This is a genomic window from Myceligenerans cantabricum, assembly GCF_054777735.1.
This window is the reverse complement of record NZ_BAAHAJ010000009.1, coordinates 1,063,811-1,082,928: the sequence shown is the minus strand read 5'-3', so window position 1 is coordinate 1,082,928 and position 19,118 is coordinate 1,063,811. Positions and strand designations below refer to the sequence as shown.

The window sequence follows — 19,118 nt, the reverse complement described above, 5'->3', positions numbered from 1 at the left end:
CGAGCACCACCCGAACGGCCGCGCGTCCGGACGCGGCCCGACACGACCCGCGCACGAGAGGAAAGACCGAGGATGATGACCGAGAGCACAGAGACCCGCCCCGGCGCGGCGAGCGAGCAGCGCCCGCCCGTCGAGGTCCGCCACGCCGAGGAGCTCGCGGCGCTCGCCGCCTGGGACACGGAGCGGGGCGCGGAGCTGCCGCCCGGCTGGCGGCTGAGCCCCCGTGCGGTCCGCGCCTTCGTGGTGGGGGACGAGAAGCTCGGCGTGAGCCGGAAGTTCTACGGTGACGACCCGCTGGTGGACCGCGCCGTCGTGGCGCTCATGGGCCGCCAGGGGCTGATGCTCGTGGGCGAGCCCGGTACGGCGAAGTCGATGCTGTCGGAGCTGCTGGCGGCGGCGGTGAGCGGGACGTCCACGCTGACCGTGCAGGGCACGGCGGCCACCACCGAGGACCATGTGCGCTACTCCTGGAACTACGCGCTGCTCGTGTCCGAGGGGCCGACCGAGCGCTCGCTCGTGCCGTCGCCCGTGATGACGGGGATGCGCGCCGGGTCGCTCGTGCGGTTCGAGGAGATCACGCGCTGCGCGCCCGAGATCCAGGACACGCTCGTGTCGATCCTCTCCGAGAAGCAGCTCATGGTCCCGGAGCTCGGGCCGGACGCCCGGGAGGCGGCCCGGCCCGGGTTCAACGTCGTCGCGACGGCGAACCTCAAGGACCGGGGCGTGCACGAGATGTCGGCGGCCCTCAAGCGTCGCTTCTCGTTCGAGACGGTGGCGCCCGTGCGGGACCGCGACTTCGAGATCGAGCTGGTGGAACGGCAGCTCGCGAACGAGCTCGGCGCGGCCGGCGGCCACCCCGAGGTGCCGCGCGACGTGCTCGAGGTGCTGGTCACGGTGTTCCAGGAGCTGCGGTCGGGCACCACGCGGGACGGCGCCCCGGTCAAGCGTCCGGAGACCGTCATGTCGACGGCCGAGGCCGTCAACGTGGCCGTGGCGGCCTCCCTGGAGGCCCGCTACCTGGGCGACGGCCGCGTCACCGCGGCCGAGGTCGCCCGCCAGGTCGCCGGCGTCGCGCTGAAGGGCGACGAGGAGGACGCGCGCCGCCTGCGGCACTACGTCGACAACGTCGTGCGCGAGCGCGCCCGCAAGGACAAGGGCTGGAAGGCCTTCTTCGACGCGGCCGAGGTGCTGTGGCGGTGAGTGCCGGCATCCAGGAGAACGGTCTCGCCGCGGACCCGCCCGCCGCGGGGCGGCCTCGCGCGGCCGGGGGCGGCGCGCCGTCGCGCACCACGGCCCGCACGGGCACGGCCGGTCCGGACGCCGCGACGGGCGGCCTGCGCGAGGTGTGGGACCGCGCGCCCGACCGGCTGCGCCGCGCCGCCGCCGCGGTCGAGGAGCTACGAGGGCGGGGCGTGCACCTCGCCCCGGTCCGGCACCACTCGCCCGCCTGCGCGGTCGCGGTACGCCGGGCGATCGAGGAGCTGCGGCCCGCGGTCGTGCTGATCGAGGGGCCGGAGGAGTACACCCACCTCCTGCCCGAGCTGCTGCACGAGGAGACCCGGCCACCGGTCGCGCTGCTCAGCCTGCCCGACGGGCACGGCGGGCCGGGCGGCGCCTCGTTCTACCCGCTCGCCTCCTTCTCCCCGGAGTGGACCGCGCTGCGCTCGGCGCACGGGACGGGCGCGGAGGTCCGGTTCTGCGACCGCCCCGCGGCGGACCGCGACGGGCACGGTCCGGAGGGTGAGGACGACCCCTTCGCACGGACCCTCATGTCCGAGCGGTACCTCGCCCACTCCCGGTCGGTCGCCGCGCTCGCGCGGCGGCTCGGCTGCCGCGACCACGACGAGGTGTGGGACCACCTGTTCGAGGCCCGCTCCGCCGGTGAGCTCGCGGACTGGCGGACCGTGTTCGACGACGTCTTCGCCTGGGCAGCGCTGTCCCGCCTCGACTACGAGGACGACGTCCTCGCCGCGGACGGGTCGCTGGACCGGGAGGCGAGGATGTCGGCCCGGGTCGAGGAGGCGAGCCGGACCGGCGACGTCCTCGTCGTCACCGGTGCGTTCCACACGCTCGCCCTCGCCGAGGCGCTCGCGGGCCTCCCCGAGGGCGAACCGGTGCGGGCACGCCGGCCCGACGACGGCTACGGCCCCACCGCGACCGGCGACGCCTGGCTGATCCGCTACGACCACGAACGCCTCGACGGCCTGCGCGGCTACGGCGCCGGCATGCCCTCGCCCGGGTTCTACGAGCGGCTCCACGCCGCCCACCTGCGATGCGAGCGGCACGGCTGCCGCGACGACGGTGCACCGTGCCCCGACCACCCCGCGCACGCCGTCGCGACCGAGGTCCTGGTGGACGTCGCGCGCGGGGCGGCCGAGCGCGGGCACCTGGTCTCGACCCCCCAGGTCGCCGCGGCGGCGGTCGCCGCCTCCCGGCTCGCCGACCTGCGGATGCGCCCGTACCCGGGCCGCACCGACGTGCTCGACGCGATCACCTCCGGCTTCGTCACCGACGACGGCGGGATCGGGCCGGACCGCCCCCTCGGGCTCGCGGTCGCCGAGGTGTTCGGCGGTCGCGTGGTCGGCGCGGTACCTGCCGGCGGCTCCGTGCCGCCCCTGGTGCGGGACGCGCGGGACCGGGTGCGGGACGTCGGCCTCGACATCGGCACGACCATCCCGCGCACCGCCCGGCTAGACGCCCGGCGCACCGCTCCGCACCGCGCACGGCGCCGGGTGCTGGCGCTGCTGGACCTGCTCGAGACCGGGTTCGGGCGGCAGGTCTCCGGCCCGGACCATGTGGCCGGGCGCGGGCTCGGGCTGATCAGCGAGGAGTGGGAGTACTGCTGGACTCCGGTCGTCGAGGCGCGGCTGGTCGAGCTGTCCCACCTCGGCGCGACCGTCGACGCGGCGGCCGTGACGCTGCTGCGGCAGGCGGAGGAGAAGCTGCGCGCGGACGGTGCGGCGGCCGCCGCGGACGGGGCGGCGACGCTCGTGGCCCGGGCGGCGGTGGTCGGCCTGACCGCCCACCTGCCCCGGCTCGTCGACCTGCTCGCCGGCACGCTCGACACCGACCGCGACCTCGGGTCCGTCGTGGCGGGCGCGCGACGCCTGCTCGGGCTGTGGCGCTCGCGGGTGGAGCTGGACCTGGGCGACGCCGCCGACGAGCTGCTGGCGCTGGTCGCGCAGGCGCTCGCGACCGCCGCGTACCTGGTGGCCGACGTCGGCCGCGCCGGACCGGACGACGAGGAGGCCGCCGTGGCCTCCGTCCTGGAGCTCCGCGCGCTCGCCCGCGACGCCGGACGGGCCTGGGCCAAGGACGCGACCGGCGTCGGGCAGGAGCCGGCCGCGTCGGTGGCGCGGGAGCTCGCGCGGCTGCGCGAGGACGAGGACGCGGCGCCGGGCGTGCGCGGAGCCCTGCTCGCGGTGGGGTCGGTGGACGGCGACGTGCCCGACGACGTGCTGGTCGCCCGCGTGCGCGGCGCCCTCCGGCCGGGCGCGGACCCCGGCCTCGCGGTGCGCTTCCTCGGCGGTGTGCTGCGCGCCGCGCCCGACCTGCTGCTGCACACCCCGGAGCTGTTCGACGCCGTCGACGGCGCGATCCGCGACCTGACGCCGGACGCCTTCCTGACCGTGCTGCCCGACCTGCGCCGCGGCTTCACCTGGCTGCGCCCCACGGAGACGCACCGGCTCGCGGAACGCGTCGCGGAGCGGACGGGCTCGCGCGCGTCCGACGTCGACGTGCGGGTGCGCGTGGACGAGCAGGAGCTGACGGCAGGGCTCGCGGTCGAACGCGAGCTCGCCGCCGTGCTGGCCCGCGACGGGCTGGCGCACTGGAGCGGAGGAGAGGTATGACCGGGACGGAACTGACCGAGCCGACCCCTGGCCGGGCGGAGCCGGGAGCCGCGGGGGCGGCGTCGGGCACGGCGGCGGAGGCGGGGCCGGCGGCCGCGGGACGGACGGCCGACGCCGCGACCGACCCGGAGGCGGCGCGTCGCTGGCGGCTCGTGCTGGGGCGGTACGCGGCCGAGCGGCTCGACGTGCAGGACGGCGACCAGCGCCTGGAGAGCACGCTGCGCTACCTCTACGACCGCGAGTACGCGGCGCGCGGCCACGCTGCCGGGCGCGGCGGCGACGGCGGCCGGCAGCGTGGAGGCCCCGGGTCGCTCGACGGCTCGGCGCCGCACGGCGTCGACTTCTCGGCGCTCGGCTGGCTGGGCGAGGCGCGCTCGCTGTTCCCGCGCGAGACGTTCGAGCGGATGCAGGTCGAGGCGGTCGGCCGCTACGGGCTGTCCGAGCTGCTCGGCGACCGCGAGACGGTCGAGGCGATGGAGCCGTCGCGCGAGCTCGCCACGGCGCTGCTGCAGCTGCGGGGCAAGCTCGACCCCGCGGCGGCCGACGGCGTGCGGCGGGTCATCGAACGCGTCGTCGAGGACGTGGTGCGGCGGCTGCGGCCGCGGTTCCTCACGGCGACGGGCGGCCGCGTGGACCGGTCGCGCCGGTCGATGCACCGGGTGGCGCGCAACTTCGACTGGAAGCGCACGCTGCGCGCGAACCTCGGGCGTGTCGACGGCGACGGGCGGATGCTGGTGCAGGACGTCCGCTTCAACGCTCGGCAGAAGCGGTCCCTGACGTGGGACGTCATCGTGCTGGTGGACCAGTCCGGGTCGATGGCGGCCTCGCTGCTGTACTCCGCGGTGTGCGCGGGAATCCTGTCGGGGCTGCCCGGGATCGATGTCCGGCTGGTGCTGTTCGACACGAGCGTGGTGGACATGTCGCACCTCGCGCACGACCCGGTGAGCGTGCTGCTCACCGCGCAGCTCGGCGGCGGCACCGACATCGCCCGGGCCGTGCGCTTCGCCGAGGGGCAGGTGAGCAACCCGTCCCGGACCGTGGTGGCGCTGGTCAGCGACTTCTGCGAGGGCGGCTCCGTCTCGGAGCTGCTGGCCGCCGTGCGGCGGTTGCGGTCCTCGGGCGTGACCCTGCTCGGGCTCGCCGCGCTCGACGAGGCCGCCGAGCCCGTCTACGACCAGGGCACGGCCCGGCACCTCGCCGAGGCCGGCATGGAGGTCGCGGCACTGACGCCCGAGAGATTCGCCGAGTGGCTGGGAGAGGTCCTGTCATGAAGTACCTGGAGCCGTATGCCGCACTGACGGACGAGGCGCTCGCCGGGCTCGCGAGCGCGGGCCTGCTGCGCCGCGCCCGGAAGCTGGCCGACGACGTCACCGAGGAAGCGTCCGGCGCGAAGGGCGCGAACCTGTCGATCGGCGGGCACGCGGTCCGCGTGGACGGGCGCGGCCCCGCGGCGGTCGCCTGCGCGTGCCCGACGGGCGGCGTGTGCGTGCACGTCGTCGTGGCCTGCCGGTGGGCGCGGGACCGGGCGTCCGAGCTGGGCGTGGAGGCTCCCGCCGGTCCGGCGCCCGGCGATCGGGCCGAGGGGCCCGGCCGGTCCGCCGACGCGGGGCCCGCCCGGCGGGCCGGCGCCGCGGACGGTGACGGCCGAGGCCGGGCCTCGGGCCGGGGACATGCCGGGGCGGCCAGGGCTGCGGCGAAGCGGTCCGCGGTGGCGGAGCGGCGCGCGGTGGCACTGGCCGAGGTGCGCGACGTCGTCGTCCACCTGCTCGACGGCGGCCTCGCGCACCTGCGCGACGATGCGTCCGAGTCGCTGCGGGCGCTCGCGGGACGCGTCCGCGTGGCGGGGTTCGACCCCGTGCACGGGCTGCGTCTGGACGCCCTGCTTCGCACGGCCGCCGGTCAGGCGGCCGACCTCGCCGCGCACGACGACGGCACCGACGAAGCGGGTCTCCTGTCCACGCTCACCGAGGTCTGGGCCCTGTGCGAGGCCCACGAGCACGCCGGGGACCGCCCGGTCGGCGAGCCGGAGCCCCGGCGCGCCGCCGAGGAGCCGGGGACCGGCCGGAGCGGCGGGCCGGCCGGCGCCCCGGCAGCCGCCGGCGGGCCGGCCGCGGCCTCCGAGGCTGCGGCCAGGACGCGGAAGTCCGCCGGCAGCCGGACGGGCCGGGACGAGGACGACGTCGACCTCGGGCGCCTCGTGCCGCTCGCGGTGCGGTGGTGGACCGGGGCGAGCGGATCGCGCGGGGTGGTGCTCGCCGCGTGGGACCCCTCCGACGGCCGCGTCCGGACCGCGGTGACCGGCCGGCCCGCGGGCGGCGACCCGTCGTTCCGGCGCGAGTGGGACACGCCGCTGCTGTGGGGAGCGTCGGCCGCCCGGCTCAGCGCCGGTCCGTTCGCCGTCAGTGCCGTCCGCGCCCGGCCGGACGGCTCGCTGGGCGCCGGCGGGCGCCCGCGGCTGGCGTCGCTCGGCGACTTCGACCTGGACGAGCTGCGCGGGATCGCGGACCGGACGGGTGCCGCGACCCCGGCGCGGGACACCGTCGGGTTCGGCCGCCGCCCGTCGCACGTGCGCCTGCTGCTCGTGCGGGACTCCGGCGAGGTCGGTATCGACGAGGTCCGTCAGGAAGTGACCTGGAACATCACCGACTCCTCCGGCCAGGAGCACCTCCTGCGCGTGCCGGTCGAGGACCGCCGCACCGCCGACACGCTCCTGCACGTGCTGGCCGGCCGGTGGTCCGTGGTCGGCGTGACGGCCGAGCGACGGGCGGAGCGCCTCGAGCCGGCCGGGATCTTCGTGCGCGGGACCGACGGCGCGATCCGGCTGATCAGCCCGTCGATCATGGAGCAGTACCAGCTCGGCCGCGAGTCGCGCTGGAGCCACCATCACTGGGAGACGTGGCGCAAGCGGTTGTCGCGGGTGGCGGGGATGCGCTCTCGGGCGCGAGCGGTGATCGACGCGGCGGAGCCCGAGCCGCCCGTCGTGCGCGCGTGCGGCCTCGCGTGGGACGTCCTGGTCGCGGTGGCCGCCACGGGGCGTGGCCGTCTCACGCCGCGCCAGCGCTCCGACGTCGGGCTCGCCCGTGCGCTGGCGCGCGACCTGGGGCTGAGCACGCTCGAACGCGCGGTCTCGGACCTCGTGCCCGACGACGGCGCGCCGGTGCTCACGCCCGAGACGGTGGCCCGTACGGCCTTCCTGGTCCGCCGCACCCAGGAGGTCGCCTCCACGACCTGAGCCGGCGGGAGGCGCCAGGGCGTCCTCCGGTCAGAGCCCGCCGGTGGGGAGGGGCTCGGCCGGGCAGGAGGTCAGGACGTCCGACATGGCGTCGTGCTCGTCCAGGGTGACCCACAGCTCGTACTTGACCTTGACCGCGATCTGCGCGGCGACGTACTCGCACCGGTAGGAGCTGTTCTCGGGGAGCCACTCGGCGGTGTCGTCGGCGCCCTTGCCCATGTTCGCCGGTCCGTCGGAGGCGATGAGGTTCAGCGGGTCGTTCGCGACCTGTTCGCGCTTCTCCTGGTCCCACTCGGACGCTCCGGTCACCCAGGCGTTCTTCAGCGCGACGATGTGGTCGATCTGCACGTCGCCCGAGCTGGGGCCGCGCTCGAAGTCGATGGTGCCGCCGGTGTAGGGGTCCGCGAGCGTGCCCGTCGCGATCTCGCACGCGTCGCCCTCGCTGTACTCGACGTCCTCGAGGTCACGGGCGAGGATGTCGTTCCGGGTGTCGCACGAGTTCTGGTCGACGTCCTTCCACGCGGTGCCGAACGCGTCGCGGTCGTAGCCGTCCTCGTCCTCCCACTCGCTGATCTCCAGCGTCTCGAGCGCCTCCAGGGCGGACCCCTCGGCGCCCACGGCGGGCGCGGCGTCGTCCCCGAGCGACTTGACGACGAAGTTGCCGCCGAGCACGAGGGCCGCGATCACGACCAACGTCACCTGCAGAGCCTTGCGCTTGCTCAGGTGCTTCTTCGAGGATGCGGCGGCCACGTTGCTCCTATGTACCGTGATAGGCGAAAAAGATCTTACAGCGTATATATATCAGTTGAACAGTAACGCGCAGGTTACTGCGCGCAACACTTCCGGCGTCGTCGTCACGGGGCGCGGCGTCCCGTTCGTGGCAAGGTCTCCGCCGCAGGTCGGACAGCCCGCGCGCCCGCCGCGCCGCTCGGGCACGATGGGCGGATGGCACAACGGCTGGGAATCGTCGGATACGGCGGAGCAGGGCGACAGATCCATGCCCGCCTCGCGCGCGAGGCGGGCATGACGGTGACGGCCGTCGTGACCCGTGATCCGGGACGGCGCGTGCAGGCCGCGGGGGACTGGCCCGGCGCGAAGCTGTACGACGACCTCGCGGGCATGCTCGAGGACAGCGGCGCGTACGACCTGGTCGTCGTCGCGAGCCCGACCGCGATGCACGTGGAGCACGCGGCCGCCGTCGCCGCCGCGGGCGTCCCCTTCGTGCTGGACAAGCCGATCGGCGTCGACGCCGGCGAGGCGCGTCGCGTGGTCGACGCCGCCGCGGACGCCGGGACCCCGTTCACCGTGTTCCACAACCGGCGCTGGGACCCGGAGCAGCTCACCCTCGCGGCCCTCGTGCGGCGCGGGGACCTGGGTGACGTGCACACGTTCGAGCGCCGCTGGGAGCGGTGGCGGCCCGTGCCCCGCCAGCGCTGGAAGGAGCGCGACCCTCGGGGCGGCGGGCTCCTGCTCGACCTCGGGCCGCACCTCGTGGACTCGGCGACGCAGCTGTTCGGCCGGGTCGAGGCCGTCTACGCGGAGATGCGCGCCCTGACCACGCCCCTGGAGGACGACATGTTCCTCGTGCTGCACCACGCCGACCACGTCGTCTCGCGCCTGTGGGCGGGGTCGGTCGTCGGGGCGCCCGGACCGCGCACGCGCGTGCTCGGCACCGGTGGGGCCTTCGTGGTCACCACCTTCGAGGAGGACGCCTCACCGTTCGAGGTCATGGACGAGGGCGCGCCCGACGGCACCGCGGGCTGGCTCACCCGGGGCAGGGAGCGCACGCCGGTCCCCGCCGCACCCGGCGGCCACGCCGACTTCTACCGCGCGGTCGAGGCGTGGCTCACCGACGACGACGCCGGGCCGCCCGTCGATCCGGCCGACGCTCTGCGCACCGCCGAGGTGCTCGACGCCGCCCGCGTCGCCGCCCGGGAGGGCCGCATCGTCGACGTCTGACGTCCATGCAGGTCAAGCCTCGGATCACGAGTTCGGCGGCTACCGCCCGCGCCCTCGGCTACCACTCCCGCGCGGGTCTCGCATATCTGTGGAAAACGAGCGGGCGCGGTGTGCCGCACGTAGACATGAAAACGTGCATCTCATCGACGCCACGGAGCTCGTGCCCGTCGCAGTCCCGGCCGGCGGACTGCCTCGCGACCTCCTGATCCGGCGCCTCGACACGCTCGCCGGCCTCGACCACCCGAGCCTCGTGCGCCTGGTGACCATCTCGCCGACGGGCGGGGACCGGCTGGACGTCCGGCTCGACCGGCCGGACGCCGCCGACCTGCCCACCGTCCTCGCCTCGCGCGGGCCCCTCACGGCCGCCGAGACGTCCGGCATGGTGGTCGCGATCGCGCAGGCGCTCGCAGCACTGCACAGCGCCGGGCTCGTGCACGGCCGGGTCGAGGCGTCGGACGTGCTGTTCGCGCCCGACGGCAGCGCCCTGCTCCGGCCCCAGCTCGCCCTGCCCTACTCCACCACGAGCGAGGAGCCGGTCGAGGACGTCCCGTCGCTGGCCAGGCTGGCGCGGTCCGTCCTGCGGACCGGCCTGCGGGGAACCGACGGCAGGCCCGCCCCGCTCAGCGGTGAGGACCTGGCGCTGCGGACCGAGCTCGCCAAGGCGTGCGCCGAAGACCCGAGAGACCGCCCGCAGGCCGGGACGCTCGCCGCCCGCGTGCACGACATCGTGGCCCCGGAGCTCGTCGACATGCCCGCCCCGGACGCGCTCGTGCAGGCCGCACTGACCGGGCCCATCCCGATCCTCGGGCCCGGCGCGGGCGGGCGAGTGGTGCGCCGGGACGACTTCACGGCACCGCCGTCGATCCAGCGCACGCAGCGCGTGCGGGGCCTGTCAGGGCTTCCGGCCCTGGCCGGCCTGCCCAGCCTGCGAGCGGGCAGCCCACGGCGCCGGCGATGGACCGCGGCGCTCGCGGTCGCCTCGGCCGGGCTCGTGTTCGGCGTCGGGGTCGGCGTGATCGCCTCGGTGTCGGACCTGGTCGGGGAGAGCGCCGCGGCGTCGTCGTCGGGGTCCGAGGCCGACGCGCAGGAGCCGCGGACGGCCCAGGACCTGGGGGCCGACATGGCGGCGATCTCGAACCAGAACACCCCGGCGGCCGCCGCCCGGGAGCTCACGCGGCTGCGGATGCTCCTGCTCACGGGCATGCCGGTGGAGGTCTCCGACATCGACCAGCCCGGCTCGCCGGCGCACGCGGCCGACCTCGCGCTGCTGAACCGGATCTTCTTCTGGGACAAGCACGTCTCGGGAGCCGAGGTCAAGGTCACCCGGTCCGAGCTGGTCGGCAGGGACGGTGCGGGTCGTGGCGCGGGGGGCAAGGGCGCGAACAACGGCCCGCCGACGGAGGCGGTCGTGCTCGTCGACTACCGGATCAGCGCGCACATCCAGGTCAGCGACTCCGGCCCGGTCCAGGTCCCGGAGTCGGAGCCGCGCTCGGCGATGCTGTCGCTGACGTGGACCGACGACGGCTGGCGGGTCTCCCGGGTGTCGTGACGCCGGGGTCCGGCACCGGCGCCCCGGGGGCGGCGAAGCACTGAGGGCGGCGAATCTCCGAGGAGTGCGAAGCCCGGAGGATCACGAAGCCCGGAGGACGACGAGAGGGGCCGGGCAGCCGATCGGCTGCCCGGCCCCTCTCGTGCGTCAGGACCTCGGCGGGATCAGGTCAGAGCCCCAGCTCCGACTCGAAGGCCGCCTCCTCGATCCGGTTCTTGATCGCCGTCAGGAAGCGGGCCGCGTCGGCGCCGTCGACCAGGCGGTGGTCGTACGAGAGGAAGATGTACGACATCTGGTGCACGGCGATCGAGTCGCCGCCGTCCGCGTCCGTGATGACGACCGGCTTCTTCGTGATGGTGCCCGTACCGAGGATCGCGGCGTGACCGCCCGGCACGATCGGCGTGTCGATCAGCGCCCCGCCCGAGCCCGTGTTCGTGATGTTGAACGTGCCGCCGGACAGCTCGTCCGGCGTGACCTTGTTCGCGCGGGTGCGCGAGCCGAGGTCCTGGATCTGGCGCGCGATGCCCGCCAGGTTCAGGTCGCCCGCGTCCTTGATCACCGGGACCACGAGCCCGCGGTCCGTGTCCACCGCGATGCCGACGTTCTCCGACGGGTGGTACGAGATCGTGCCCGCCTCGGTGTCGATCGTGGCGTTGATCTTCGGGTACGCCTTGAGCGCCTCGACGGCGGCCAGCGTGAAGAACGGCAGGAACGTGAGCTTGGCGCCCTCACGCGCCAGGAACGACTCCTTGGCCCGGGCCCGCAGGCGCGCCACCTTCGTGACGTCCACCTCCATGACCGTGGTCAGCTGCGCCTGGGTCTGCACCGCCTCGAGCATCCGTTCGGCGACGACCTTGCGCAGGCGGGACATCTTCTCGGTCGTGCCGCGCAGCGGTGACACCTCCAGCACGGTCGACGGGGCGGCAGGGGCCGACGCCGGTGCCCCGGCAGCGGGTGCGGTCGTCTTCGCCTCGGCCGCGGCCAGCACGTCCTCCTTGCGGATGCGGCCGCCGACGCCGGTGCCGGTGATCGTCGCGACGTCCACGCCCTTCTCCGCCGCGAGCTTGCGGACCAGCGGCGTCAGGTACGAGCCGGTCGACCGGGTGGCGGCGGTCGCCGCCGGGGCCGTCGTCGTGGATGCCGGGGCCGGGGCTGCGGGGGCCGGGGCGGGCGCCGGAGCCTCGGGGGCCTGCGCGGGTGCGGGAGCAGGCGCGGGGGCCGGGGCTTCTGCCGCCGGTTCGGGCGTGGGGGCCGGAGCCGGGGCTGCCGGAGCCTCCGCGGCGGGCTCGGCGGCCGGCGCGGCGGCGGGCTCGGCCGGAGCCTCCGGAGCGGCCGCTCCGGACCCGACGATCGCCAGCGTGGCGCCGACCTCGACCGTCTCGTCCTCTTCCGCCAGGATCTGCTGGACCGTGCCGGCCACGGGCGACGGGATCTCGGTGTCGACCTTGTCGGTGGAGACCTCGAGCAGCGCCTCGTCGACGGCCACCTCCTCGCCGACCGCCTTGAGCCAGCGGGTGACGGTGCCCTCGGTGACCGACTCGCCCAGCGCGGGAAGCTTCACCTCGGTGCCCTCGCCGGCCGGAGCGGCCGCGGGAGCCTCGGCGGCGGGCGCGGGCTCTGCCGCCGGGGCGGCCTCGGCGGGCGCCTCCTCGGCCGGGGCTTCCTCCTCGGCCGGGGCGGCCGGGGCCGTACCGGAGCCGGAGCCGTCACCGATCACGGCCAGCGTGGCGCCGACCTCGACGGTGTCGTCCTCCTCCACGAGGATCTGCTCCAGGGTGCCCGCGACGGGCGACGGGATCTCGGTGTCGACCTTGTCGGTCGATACCTCGAGGAGCGGCTCGTCGACGGCGACGGTGTCGCCGACCGCCTTGAGCCAGCGGGTGACAGTGCCCTCGGTGACGGACTCGCCGAGGGCCGGCAGCTGCACGTTCTCAGACATGACCGGTTGGGTCTCCTTCGTCGTTACTGGGTCAGTTGTGGGCGTGCAGAGGCTTGCCGGCCAGAGCCATGTGTGCCTCTCCGAGTGCCTCGTTCTGGGTGGGGTGTGCGTGGACGAGCGAGGCGACGTCCTCCGGGAACGCCTCCCAGCCCACGATGAGCTGGCCTTCCCCGATGAGCTCGCCCACGCGCGAGCCGATCAGGTGCATGCCCACGACGGGGCCGTCCTTGCGGCGCACGAGCTTCGCGAAGCCCGTGGTGCCCAGGATCCGGCTCTTGCCGTTGCCTGCCAGGTCGTACTCGAGGGTCTCGACGGCGTCGGCGCCGTACAGCTCCTCGGCGCGGGCCTGCGTCACGCCGACCGAGGCGACCTCCGGCTCGCAGTAGGTGATGCGGGGGATCGTGGTCTCGTCGACCGGTGTCGGCTCTGCCTGGTCCGCCCCGGACGGGCCGCCCGGGACGGTGGCGCCGGACGCCGCGATCGACTCCGCGACGAAGATGCCCTGTGCGAATCCGCGGTGTGCGAGCTGCAGCCCGGGCACGATGTCGCCGACGGCCCACACGTGGCCCCCGCCGGGCGTCGTCACGCCGGTGCGCAGGCGCTCGTCGGTGACCACGAGACCGCGGTCGAGCCGTACGCCGGCGGCCTCGAGACCGAGGTCCGCGGTGCGCGGCCCGCGCCCGACCGCGACGAGCAGCAGCTCGGCGTCGAGCGTCCTGCCGGACTCGAGGGTCACGCGCACGCCGTCGTCGGACTGCTTCACCTCGGCGAAGCGGTCGCCGAGCGTGAACCCGACGCCGCGCTTGCGGAACGCCCGCTCGAGCGCCTTGGACAGGGCGACGTCCTCGGACGGGACGAGGTGGTCGAGGGCCTCGACGATCTCGACCTCGGCGCCGAAGGACCGCCACACGCTCGCGAGCTCGACGCCGATCACCCCGCCGCCGAGCACGACCACCGTGCCCGGCACGTGGTCCAGGGTGAGCGCCTGGTCGGAGGTGATGACGCGGCCGCCGATCTCCAGCCCCGGCAGCGGCCGCGCGAACGAGCCGGTGGCGAGCACGACGTGCCGCCCGGTGTACCGGACGCCGTCGACCGCGACCACGCCGGGTGCCACGAGCGTCCCGTGTCCGGGCACGAGCGTGATCCGGCGGGAGGCGACCAGCCCCTGCAGGCCCTTGTAGAGGCCCGTGACGACGGCGTCCTTGTAGGCGTGGACACCCGCCATGTCGATGCCGTCGCACGAGGTCCGCACGCCGAGACGAGACCCTGCCCGGGCGACGTCGGCCACCTCGGCGGCGTGCAGTAGAGCCTTGGTCGGGATGCATCCGTCGTGCAGGCAGGTGCCCCCGAGCTTGCCCTCCTCGATCAGGGCGACGCTGAGGCCGAGCTGTGCCGCGCGCAGCGCGGCGGAGTACCCACCGCTGCCTCCGCCGAGCACGACGAGGTCGTAGGTGCCGGGGTTGCCGGCGGTCGTTGCCGTGGATGGCACTGTGTTGCTCCTCGCTCCAGCGGTCAGCCTCTGGGACGTTGCGTGCGCACCTTGTGGGCGCAGGACGCACCGCCTGACATCTTGTCACCTCGAACGGCCACTCCCCAATCGGTAGTGGTGCATTGCGGGTGTGACGCTGGGGACATTCCAGGCGGGCCAGGTAGTCTTCGCGCATGTCCCGCACCCCCCGCTTCTCGCTCGCGCGCTTCTTCGGCCGCCGCCCGCGCGGTGGCCAGGAGGCGGGTCGATCGTCGGTCGGCGATGCGCGCCGGGAGACGATGCAGCACCTGTACGACTTCATCGCCACCCGGCAGGGCGTCGAGGCGTACGTCGAGCCGCCCACCGCCCAGATCCCCGCGACGATCCTCCTCGTGGCCACGACGGGGGAGTGGACCCGGCGTCGCGTGCCCGACGAGAAGACCGCCTTCGACCTGGCCGGGGAGCTCGATGTCCCCGTCTACAACGTCCGCTTCATCGGCTACCCGCAGCGCATGCGCGACTGGACCTCGGCCCAGCGCCGCCGCTGACCGCGGCCACCTGCGCCTCCCTCGAGCGCACGGCACCGGCCGGGTCCGGACGTCCGGACCCGGCCGGTGCCGTGCGCTCGGCCTCCGGCGCGACGGGGCGGGCGGTCAGCCGCCCGTGCGGGACTCCAGGTAGGTCAGGAGGGTGCGGACGCCGACGCCCGTGCCGCCCGGGGACGTGTAGCCGTGGGGGCCCTTCTCGTTGAACGAGGGGCCCGCGATGTCCAGGTGCGCCCACGGGGTGTCGCCCACGAAGGTGCGCAGGAACAGCCCGGCGTTGAGCATCCCGCCCATGCGCGGGCCGGAGTTCGCGACGTCGGCGACCTTGGACGTGATGTTCGGCCGCAGCTCGTCCGGCAGCGGCATCGGCCAGAACAGCTCTCCGGAGGCGTCGGCGGCCGCCTTCACGCCGTCGCGCACGGACTCGGTGCCCATGACGCCGGCCGTGTACGGCCCGAGCGCGACCATCTGCGCACCGGTCAGGGTGGCGATGTCGAGGATGACGTCGTGCCCGTCCTCCACCGCGGACGCGAGCCCGTCCGCCATGACGACGCGGCCCTCGGCGTCCGTGTTGAGGATCTCGACGGTCTTGCCGCCGTAGACGGTGATGACGTCCGACGGGCGCTGCGCGGTCCCGCTGGGCATGTTCTCCGCGAGGCAGAGGTAGGCGGTCACGGCGACCGGCAGGCCGAGCCGCGCGACGGCGACGATGGTGCCGAGCACGGCGGCGGCGCCGGCCATGTCCGACTTCATGGTCTCCATGCTGGCGGACGGCTTGAGGGAGATGCCGCCGGTGTCGAACGTGATGCCCTTGCCCACGAGCGCGATCTTCTCGGTCGCCTTCGCCGGGGCGTAGGTCACCTTGACCAGGCGCGGCCCGCGCGAGGAGCCCTGCCCGACGGCCGTCAGCCCGCCGTAGCCGCCCGCGCTGAGCTGCTTGTCGTCCAGGACGGTGACCTTGAGGCCCTTGGCCTCCTTGGCGGCGGCCTTCGCGGCGTCGGCGAACGTGGCCGGGTACATCTCGTTCGGCGCGGTGTTGACCAGGTCGCGTGCGGTGTGCACGGCACCGGCGACGACGGTGGCACGCTCGACGGCGGCCTTCGCCTTCGCGCCGCGGGCCAGCGTGGTCAGGACCTCGACGGCACCGACGGGCGTCTTGCCGCCGTCGTCGCCGTTCGACCGGTACCTGTCGAAGGTGTAGGCGCCCAGCAGCGCGCCCTCGACGACGGCGGCCAGCTCGGCGTCGTCCGTCGCGGGCAGCGACACGGCGGCCGAGCCGACGCCCGCCAGCTCCCGCGTGGCGGCTCCCGCCGCGCGGCGCAGGATCTCGGGGGCGAAGGTGCCGTCGTCGCCGCGCTCGCCGAGGCCCGTCAGGACGAGGACGCCGGCCTTGAGCCGCGGACCCGCCGGGACCTTGCGGACCTCGTCGCGCGCGCCGGTGATGCCGAGCTGCGGGGCGATCGCCTCGATCTCGGTCACGAGCTCCGCCGGGAGGTGGTCGGCGACGATCGCGACGCCGTCCGACGTCTTGGCCGTCGCGACGACGAGGACGTCGGCGCGTACGGCGATCGGATTCTTGCTGGAGAGGGAAAGATCGGTCACCTGGCGATGCTATCCCGGTGCACGACGCCGGTCGTGGCGACGCGGGTGCGGGGTGCGCCGTCCGGCTGCGCCGGAGCCACGGCGGGGCGGGGCCGGGCCAGGTGGGCGCCCGGCTCCGCCGTGCTGCCGGGGCGCACGAGCGTGGCCATGATCGTGGCGGCCTCACCGGTGCGGGTGGCGGCGGCCTCGTGGTGGCCGAGCGCGTTCTCGGTGCGTGCGAGCCGGTCGAGCAGCTCCGCCGTGTGCAGCCGGTCGCCCAGCTCACGGCTGATGACCAGGGCGCGGGTGTAGCTGGCGCGGGCCTCGGCGTGGCGGCCGGCGGCGTGGTCGAGGTCGCCCAGCCCCTTGAGCGTGAACCGCTGGCCCGGCATGTCGCCTGCCCCCTCCTGGACGTGCAGCGCCTCCCGGATCCGCTCGATCGCGCGGGCGGGGTCGCCCGCCTGCAGGTGGACGTCGCCGATGTTGTACAGGACGAGGCCCTGGCCCCCACGGTCGCCGAGCGCGGTGAACAGCTCGAGCGCCCGTTCGTAGCTCTCCAGCGCGTCGGCGAACCGGCCCATGTGGTCGTAGGTGACGCCCAGGTTGTTCAGGTTCCAGGCCATGCCCAGGGCGCTGTCGTCCACGCGGTAGAGCGCGTCGGCCTCCCGGTGCGCGGCGACCGCCTCGGCGAACCGGCCGAGGTCGCTGTAGGCGACGCCCAGCCCGTTGAGCAGGCGGGCGCTGCCGGACGGGTCGCCGCAGGCGCGGGCCGCCTCCAGCCCGACGCGGTGCGTGGTGAGCCAGTCGTCCCAGTGCTTGCTCAGGTAGAAGTAGGTCAGCAGCGGGCGGGCCAGCTGCGAGGCGAGGCCCGGCTCGGTGCCGGCCGTCTGCCGGATCATCGCGACGAGGTTGGGCCGCTCCACCTCGAACCAGCGCAGCGCGGTGGAGCGGTCCCCGAACTCCGGCACCTGGGGTGGTGCCGGGGCGGTCAGCACGAGGGGTGCGCCTCTCGGGTCCACCGCGAAGCGCGCGGCGACGGCGGCATACAGGTACCAGGTGCCCAGCCGGCGCAGCGCCGCGGCGCGCTCGTGCGCCGGCTCCTCCGCCAGCGCGCGCTCCCGTGCGTACTCCCGCATCAGGTCGTGCGGCAGGAGGCGCTCCTCCGCGTCCTGCTCGACCATGCCGGCGCGGACCAGCGCGGCGATCGCCCGTCGCACGGCGGGGAGGTCCAGGCCGGCCATGGCCGCCATCGCGGGCGGGCTCAGGTGGTGCCCGGGATGCAGGCCGTACAGCCGGAAGAGGTGCGCGGCCCGGGGCCCGAGGTTCGTGTAGGACCAGGAGAACACCGAACGGACCGCGGTGTGCGGGTCGTCGAGGTCCAGCGTGTCGAGCCGGTCGTCCCCGCCGAGCTCGGTCACCAGCCCGGTGACGTCCATCCCGGGGCGGCAGCACATCTGCTCGGCGGCCACGCGCAGGGCCAGCGGCAGGCGGGCGCACCGCTCCACGACGGTCGCGACGGCGTCCGGGTCGGCGTCGGCGACGGGGCCGGCCATGGTCCGGAACAGGGCCGCCGCCTCCGGCACGGGCATCCGGTCCAGGTGCACGCGGCGGGCACCCTCCCGGACCACCAGCCCGGTCAGCACGTCCCGGCTGGTGACGACGGCGAGGCCGTGCGGGCCACCCGGGAGGAGCGGCCGCACCTGCTCGACGTCGTTGGCGTTGTCGATCACGACCAGCGTGCGGCGTCCGGCCAGGAGGGTCCGGAACAGCGCCGCCCGCTCGGCGGTCGCGGTCGGCACGTCGGGGCCCTCGACGCCCAGCGCGCGCAGGAAGCCGGCCAGTGCGCCGTGGGGTGACACCGCCTCGTCGGGCCCGTACCCGCGCAGGTCGACGTAGAGCTGGCCGTCGGGGAACCGGTCCTGGGCCCGGTGTCCCCAGCGCACCGCGAGCGAGGTCTTCCCGACGCCGGCCGTGCCGCTGATCACGACGACCGCCGGGGGTCCCACGGCGTCCAGCTCCGCGAGCTCCCGGGTGCGCCCGGTGAACGAGCCCACGTCGTGCGGGAGCTGGGCGGGCACGGGACGGCCGGGCCGGGCCGGAGCCGCGGCCGGAGGGTCGGCGTCGATCGGTTCGCCGGCGAGCACCTGCCGCTCCAGGACGCGCAGCGGCTCCCCGGGCTCGACGCCGAGCTCGTCGACCAGGACGCGCCGCGTCCCGCGGTACACGGCCAGGGCCTCCGCCTGCCGGCCGCTGCGGTAGAGGGCGGTCATCAGCAGCTCGGCGGGCCGTTCGCGCAGCGGGTGCCGGGCGACGACGTCGGTCAGCATCCCGACGACGGCCGCGTGCCGCCCCTGCCGCAGCTCCGCGGCGCAGCGCAGCTCCACCGCGAACAGGCGCCGCTCGGTCAGACGGGTGACGACGTCGGTCAGCGCGGGGCAGTCCAGGCCCCCGAACGGTTCGCCCCGCCACAGCGCCAGCGCGGCGTCCACCAGGTCGGCGCACCGCCCGGGAGCCGCCTCGGCCTCGTCCACCAGCGTCTCGAACCGGTCGGCGTCGAGCTCGCCGGGCAGCACGCGCAGGCGGTAGCCCTCGTCCACGCGGGACAGCCGGGAGGGCTGGTCGAGGAGCTGGCGCAGCCGGTGCACGTGCAGGTGCAGCCGCTGCTCGGCCCGGACGTGGTCCTGGCCCGGCCAGAGGTGCTCGCTCAGCTCGTACACCGACACGGGCGCGTTGGCCCGGGACAGCAGGACGGACAGCAGCGTTCGCCGGAGCCGTCCGCCCACCGCGGCCTCGCCGACCCGTATCGGTCCCAGTACCGCGAACTCGAGCATGACGTACTCCCCGGGAGGCTGATGCCGACGAGCGTATCCCGCAGCCGCCCGAACTCTGGCAAAACCTGGCAGTACCGACAGAATCCCCACGCTCACGCGCGGAACGCCGGGCGCGCCCTGCGAGGTCCCGCGATTTCACCGGGCCCCACCGCGCCGGTAGTCT

General features: G+C 75.3%; 12 protein-coding genes. 7 read left to right on the top strand and 5 right to left on the bottom strand.

Annotated elements, in window-relative coordinates:
* Positions 1–75: 75 nt before the first annotated feature.
* The 4 genes from ACYU96_RS13935 to ACYU96_RS13920 are packed head-to-tail and all read left to right on the top strand — an operon-like array spanning position 76 to position 7,083.
* Complete coding sequence (locus ACYU96_RS13935) at positions 76–1,200, top strand: ATP-binding protein (protein WP_460754399.1); 1,125 nt, start codon at positions 76–78, stop codon at positions 1,198–1,200.
* Positions 1,197–3,851: a DUF5682 family protein gene (locus ACYU96_RS13930; RefSeq protein ID WP_460754397.1), complete on the top strand. Its 2,655-nt coding sequence runs from the start codon at positions 1,197–1,199 to the stop codon at positions 3,849–3,851. The genes ACYU96_RS13935 and ACYU96_RS13930 overlap by 4 nt, the downstream gene beginning before the upstream one ends.
* Complete coding sequence (locus ACYU96_RS13925) at positions 3,848–5,122, top strand: VWA domain-containing protein (protein ID WP_460754395.1); 1,275 nt, start codon at positions 3,848–3,850, stop codon at positions 5,120–5,122. The genes ACYU96_RS13930 and ACYU96_RS13925 overlap by 4 nt, the downstream gene beginning before the upstream one ends.
* The gene (locus ACYU96_RS13920; RefSeq protein ID WP_460754392.1) at positions 5,119–7,083 is read left to right on the top strand and encodes a hypothetical protein; all 1,965 of its coding nucleotides are present in this window, start codon (positions 5,119–5,121) and stop codon (positions 7,081–7,083) included. The genes ACYU96_RS13925 and ACYU96_RS13920 overlap by 4 nt, the downstream gene beginning before the upstream one ends.
* 30 nt (positions 7,084–7,113) lie before the next feature.
* Here ACYU96_RS13920 and ACYU96_RS13915 read toward each other — a convergent pair whose 3' ends face one another.
* Positions 7,114–7,833 carry an HNH endonuclease family protein gene (locus tag ACYU96_RS13915; RefSeq protein WP_460754390.1) on the bottom strand — a complete coding sequence of 240 codons (720 nt, stop codon included), beginning with the start codon at positions 7,831–7,833 and terminating at the stop codon, positions 7,114–7,116.
* Positions 7,834–8,028: 195 nt separating this feature from the next.
* On the opposite strand from ACYU96_RS13915, the gene ACYU96_RS13910 reads away from it, so the two are divergent.
* On the top strand, positions 8,029–9,042 hold the full coding sequence (locus tag ACYU96_RS13910; RefSeq protein ID WP_460754387.1) for a Gfo/Idh/MocA family protein: 1,014 nt from the start codon (positions 8,029–8,031) through the stop codon (positions 9,040–9,042).
* 133 nt (positions 9,043–9,175) lie between these two features.
* On the top strand, positions 9,176–10,591 hold the full coding sequence (locus ACYU96_RS13905) for a serine/threonine-protein kinase (RefSeq protein ID WP_460754385.1): 1,416 nt from the start codon (positions 9,176–9,178) through the stop codon (positions 10,589–10,591).
* A gap of 169 nt (positions 10,592–10,760) precedes the next feature.
* Here ACYU96_RS13905 and sucB read toward each other — a convergent pair whose 3' ends face one another.
* Positions 10,761–12,530 carry a 2-oxoglutarate dehydrogenase, E2 component, dihydrolipoamide succinyltransferase gene (gene sucB, locus ACYU96_RS13900; RefSeq protein WP_460754382.1) on the bottom strand — a complete coding sequence of 590 codons (1,770 nt, stop codon included), beginning with the start codon at positions 12,528–12,530 and terminating at the stop codon, positions 10,761–10,763.
* Between the two features lie 31 nt (positions 12,531–12,561).
* On the bottom strand, positions 12,562–14,019 hold the full coding sequence (gene lpdA, locus ACYU96_RS13895) for a dihydrolipoyl dehydrogenase (RefSeq protein WP_460754379.1): 1,458 nt from the start codon (positions 14,017–14,019) through the stop codon (positions 12,562–12,564).
* A gap of 173 nt (positions 14,020–14,192) precedes the next feature.
* Between lpdA and ACYU96_RS13890 the strand changes: the two genes are divergently transcribed.
* Positions 14,193–14,546, top strand: coding sequence for an oxidoreductase (locus tag ACYU96_RS13890; RefSeq protein ID WP_460754377.1), 354 nt, complete (start codon positions 14,193–14,195; stop codon positions 14,544–14,546).
* Positions 14,547–14,651: 105 nt separating this feature from the next.
* Here the strand turns inward: ACYU96_RS13890 and ACYU96_RS13885 are convergent, their stop codons facing one another.
* The gene (locus ACYU96_RS13885) at positions 14,652–16,145 is read right to left on the bottom strand and encodes a leucyl aminopeptidase (protein ID WP_460754374.1); all 1,494 of its coding nucleotides are present in this window, start codon (positions 16,143–16,145) and stop codon (positions 14,652–14,654) included.
* Positions 16,142–18,955, bottom strand: a complete 2,814-nt coding sequence (locus tag ACYU96_RS13880; RefSeq protein ID WP_460754372.1) for an AfsR/SARP family transcriptional regulator — start codon at positions 18,953–18,955, stop codon at positions 16,142–16,144. Before ACYU96_RS13880 ends, ACYU96_RS13885 begins: the two co-directional genes overlap by 4 nt.
* Positions 18,956–19,118 lie beyond the last annotated feature (163 nt).

Coding starts and splice junctions, on each gene's coding strand:
- ACYU96_RS13935 (WP_460754399.1), top strand. CDS start 76: ATGACCGAGAGCACAGAGACCCGCCCCGGCGCGGCGAGCGAGCAGCGC.
- ACYU96_RS13925 (WP_460754395.1), top strand. CDS start 3,848: ATGACCGGGACGGAACTGACCGAGCCGACCCCTGGCCGGGCGGAGCCG.
- ACYU96_RS13920 (WP_460754392.1), top strand. CDS start 5,119: ATGAAGTACCTGGAGCCGTATGCCGCACTGACGGACGAGGCGCTCGCC.
- ACYU96_RS13910 (WP_460754387.1), top strand. CDS start 8,029: ATGGCACAACGGCTGGGAATCGTCGGATACGGCGGAGCAGGGCGACAG.
- sucB (WP_460754382.1), bottom strand. CDS start 12,530: ATGTCTGAGAACGTGCAGCTGCCGGCCCTCGGCGAGTCCGTCACCGAG.
- ACYU96_RS13890 (WP_460754377.1), top strand. CDS start 14,193: ATGTCCCGCACCCCCCGCTTCTCGCTCGCGCGCTTCTTCGGCCGCCGC.
- ACYU96_RS13880 (WP_460754372.1), bottom strand. CDS start 18,955: ATGCTCGAGTTCGCGGTACTGGGACCGATACGGGTCGGCGAGGCCGCG.